Below are 3,292 nucleotides of genomic sequence, written 5' to 3' on the forward strand. Positions count from 1 at the left end.
TTAGTAATCTCTGTATAAAAGCTTTCATGATTTAGATTAATGTGAACACCTCTCTCAATACGTTCAGCTTGTCTTTTATGATGACCCGCTTCAATACGACGAGATATGTTATCATCATCAATCCGTTTGATTTCCACATAATACATAGCAGAATGCTCCTCTCTCTTTCATTTAATAGTTTGTTTGGTATAGAAAAGCCCTTTTTCATAAAGGGCTTAAACTATAATAAGTTCTCTACTTTCACACATAATGTTCAACTTTTTTGTTAGTTTCCAAGTTTTTGTAGTTGAACAATTTTGTCACTACCATTAAACGAATTTTTTAACGATGCCTTTAGGTGTAATGACTTTCACCGACACATCACGTTTCGTTCTGGAAGTGGTTTTCGTTGTTTTACTGCCATCTTTATTAACGTTGACTTCCTCATCTGTTTCTTTATCAACAATCTCCATACCTTGAACCGCATGAAGTTTGTCTACTTTTCCAATTAAGCCATTAATCGCACCACTTGCGAGCAATAATGCCATTTGACCTTGTGGGACATTTATAATGGGATTACCACCAATCTCAAGATTTTTAGGTTTAGCACGTTCTTTAAACGCTTGAAAACCTTTTGAATGAGCAATATCCTCTATAAACTCAGACTTACTTTCAAGACGCGTATAGAACGTCTTAATGTCCGTTTTACCAGAAGGTACTTTCCAAGTGACCTCATGCTTCACAACTTGATCTAATGGTGTTACGTTCTTCTCCACAAATTCTGGTGAATTCATTTGCAATAAGAACTTTAATAGCTCTTGGTTAGTTTCTTTGCGTCTCCCTTTCTTCTTTCGACCGATGAATACCGATTGTTTAAAATCATTGTAATCAGCGTCAGAAAAAGAAAACACGCCTACATTGTCGAAATGTGTCGCTAAATATCGTGCTATTTTCTTATCCGTAAAGCGATAAGATGGGATCACATAGACTAAAATGCCATGACCCGTTAAATATTTAGCTGTTTGAACTAAAAATTTATATTCTTTACGTTCAACACTTTCGTAATCTTCTCCACGCATTTCGTAATCGTATGGCGGATTAAGGTACAACATTGAGAACTGCTCATTGCTAACGACCATACTTTCTAATGGTGCATTAATGAGATAATCAACCTTCTCCTTAGCCTTTTCAGCTCGACCTTTATCCAATTCAACCCCATACGTGGTGATATGATGTTCTTCTCCCTCTACCAACTGATGAAGAATGTCGCCTTCACCTGCCGTCGGGTCCAAGATACTACAATCACCTGTGAATTGTAGCAATTGTTTAATATAGTCTCCTTGCGTGTCGGGTGTCGCATAGAATCCCGCTTTTAGTTTATTTCCGATATGTGACATCGTTATCTACCTCTCTTGTTTAGTTAGTTTTTTACTTTATAGTTTTGGAACTTTTAAATTGGTTTCTCACCAATTAATTCATCAAATGTTTTTTCAAGAAGGTCTAAACGTCGTTGAAGTTCTGCATTTGTCCATTCTTCAAAGTGCGGTCTAGGAAAGGAATTAATCTTAAGGTTACGACTAATTAACTGCTCTCTCTCCCCTTTTTCAGTGAAGAAAGTCTCGAAAGTCTCACCTTTCCAACCTGCATAAAAATAGACATTGTCGTGTTGATCAACAACCTCGGCAGCTTCAAACATACGAGCTACTTTCTCACAACGGGTTACCGCCTCATCCAACTCGGTATAATCGTAGGCATCAAGATCTGATAATCCCATCTCACGACGTTCAACATTTTCCCAAAACTTAATTCGATACATAATCATCCACCTCTCACTAATCGTTTAATAAATAAAAAAAGAGAAGGTTTAACACACCCTTCTCTTTCATTAACTCTCTTATACTAAAAGCTCTGCAGTTTGCTCCATGACTTCATCAGTTAGTTTATAAATAGGTATCTGAACAAATCCTGAAGGTACTTGTCCATAAGATTCTTCTTCGATGATATTGGCTTCGATTAATGCTTGATCGATACCCATATTTTCTGAGTAATTTTTAATTGTTACGAAACCAATCATTAAAGAAGTTACATTCGTCGTAGCTACCACTTCACCATCGTCATTTTCAAGTAATATAGCAAAGTTTTGATTTTCTACATACCTACCTACGTTGACTGAATACTCTTCCCCATTAAATGTGACTGTCTGATTTAGTTTAATAAAATCCATATTAACTACCTCCCGTTTTTTAATAATAAAAAAGAGAAGGCGATCACCTTCTCTTTTTCATCTCTCGTGGCACACATATGTGTCTTTTTACTATTTACACACTGAACGGTCTTTAGAATGGCAATTCATCATCACTTAAATCCATTGGTATTCCTTCATTTTCTAAAGGACTCCCACTTTGACTTTGTTCAGATGACTCATTTGACGTTTTGCCCTCTAAAAATTGGACTTGTTCAGCCATTACTTCCGTTACAAAATTACGTTTGCCGTCTTGCCCTTCAAAACTTCTTGTTTGGATGCGTCCGTCAACACCAACCATGCTTCCTTTTTTCATAAAGTTAGCTAGGTTTTCAGCCTGACGTCTCCATGCAACACAATTAATGAAGTCCGCTTCACGTTTGCCGTTTTGATTAGAAAATGGTCGATTGACCGCAATGGTAAAGTTTGCAACGGCCACACCATTTGGGGTATAACGTAACTCTGGGTCACGAGTTAACCTTCCAACTAATACTACCTTGTTTAACATAAATAATCCTCTCCTCTAAATTTAGTTTGTTTGATATTAAAGATTAATCCAGTTCAAAAAATTCATTGGCCAAGCGTTTTAGTCTCGACTTAATCGTACGATCTTCAATTTGATGACCTAAACGATAAGCGGACTCATTACTGAAACGCCAAGCGACTTTTTGACCTGTTTGATCTTCAATCGATTTCACAAAAACAGATACTTCTTTCATTGCGTTCTTTTTAGTTAAAGCACGACAATGATAGTAGCGCTTCTTACCATCCTCAAGACGAATTTCAGCCTTATACATACAATCTGTACGTTTAGCTGATTCAAAATGCAATTCGGCTCCATCAAGGTGATAAATACGTTTTTGCGTCTTCCTTTCCATTGGGTTTACTGCTGCTAGCATCATAAAAATCCTCTCCTTTAAAAAAGTAGTTTGATATATTTTAAAGAGCTAAAGCTCTCTAAAAGCAATAAAAAAAGCACCCTTCAGAATGTTTATTGACACATTGTCATGTGTAATAAATCACTCCAAAGAGTGCTATTGTTTGATGTTTTCGACACACTTCGTCTAAGAG

At 36.5% G+C, this 3,292-nt stretch carries 5 protein-coding genes; all 5 read right to left on the minus strand.

Annotated features, from left to right (window positions below; genetic code table 11):
* Positions 1-308: 308 nt before the first annotated feature.
* Positions 309-1,376 (minus strand): DUF6094 domain-containing protein, encoded by a 1,068-nt coding sequence (locus ACTWQB_RS16920; RefSeq protein WP_443140333.1) that lies wholly within the window; start codon positions 1,374-1,376, stop codon positions 309-311.
* 53 nt (positions 1,377-1,429) lie between these two features.
* Positions 1,430-1,795, minus strand: a complete 366-nt coding sequence (locus tag ACTWQB_RS16925; protein ID WP_443140334.1) for a hypothetical protein — start codon at positions 1,793-1,795, stop codon at positions 1,430-1,432.
* Between the two features lie 78 nt (positions 1,796-1,873).
* Positions 1,874-2,203, minus strand: coding sequence for a hypothetical protein (locus ACTWQB_RS16930; protein WP_443140335.1), 330 nt, complete (start codon positions 2,201-2,203; stop codon positions 1,874-1,876).
* A 112-nt stretch (positions 2,204-2,315) separates the two neighbouring features.
* Complete coding sequence (ssb, locus tag ACTWQB_RS16935; protein WP_443140336.1) at positions 2,316-2,729, minus strand: single-stranded DNA-binding protein; 414 nt, start codon at positions 2,727-2,729, stop codon at positions 2,316-2,318.
* Between the two features lie 43 nt (positions 2,730-2,772).
* A complete protein-coding gene (locus ACTWQB_RS16940) occupies positions 2,773-3,123 on the minus strand; it encodes a DUF6018 family natural product bioysynthesis protein (protein WP_443140337.1) in 351 nt (116 codons plus the stop codon).
* Positions 3,124-3,292 lie beyond the last annotated feature (169 nt).

The organism is Piscibacillus sp. B03, assembly GCF_052246295.1.
GTDB lineage: Bacteria > Bacillota > Bacilli > Bacillales > Alkalibacillaceae > Piscibacillus.

Bases quoted from the DNA above. Each gene is read 5' to 3' on its own strand.
- ssb (WP_443140336.1), bottom strand. From the start codon at position 2,729: ATGTTAAACAAGGTAGTATTAGTTGGAAGGTTAACTCGTGACCCAGAG.
- ACTWQB_RS16925 (WP_443140334.1), bottom strand. From the start codon at position 1,795: ATGTATCGAATTAAGTTTTGGGAAAATGTTGAACGTCGTGAGATGGGA.
- ACTWQB_RS16920 (WP_443140333.1), bottom strand. From the start codon at position 1,376: ATGTCACATATCGGAAATAAACTAAAAGCGGGATTCTATGCGACACCC.
- ACTWQB_RS16930 (WP_443140335.1), bottom strand. From the start codon at position 2,203: ATGGATTTTATTAAACTAAATCAGACAGTCACATTTAATGGGGAAGAG.
- ACTWQB_RS16940 (WP_443140337.1), bottom strand. From the start codon at position 3,123: ATGATGCTAGCAGCAGTAAACCCAATGGAAAGGAAGACGCAAAAACGT.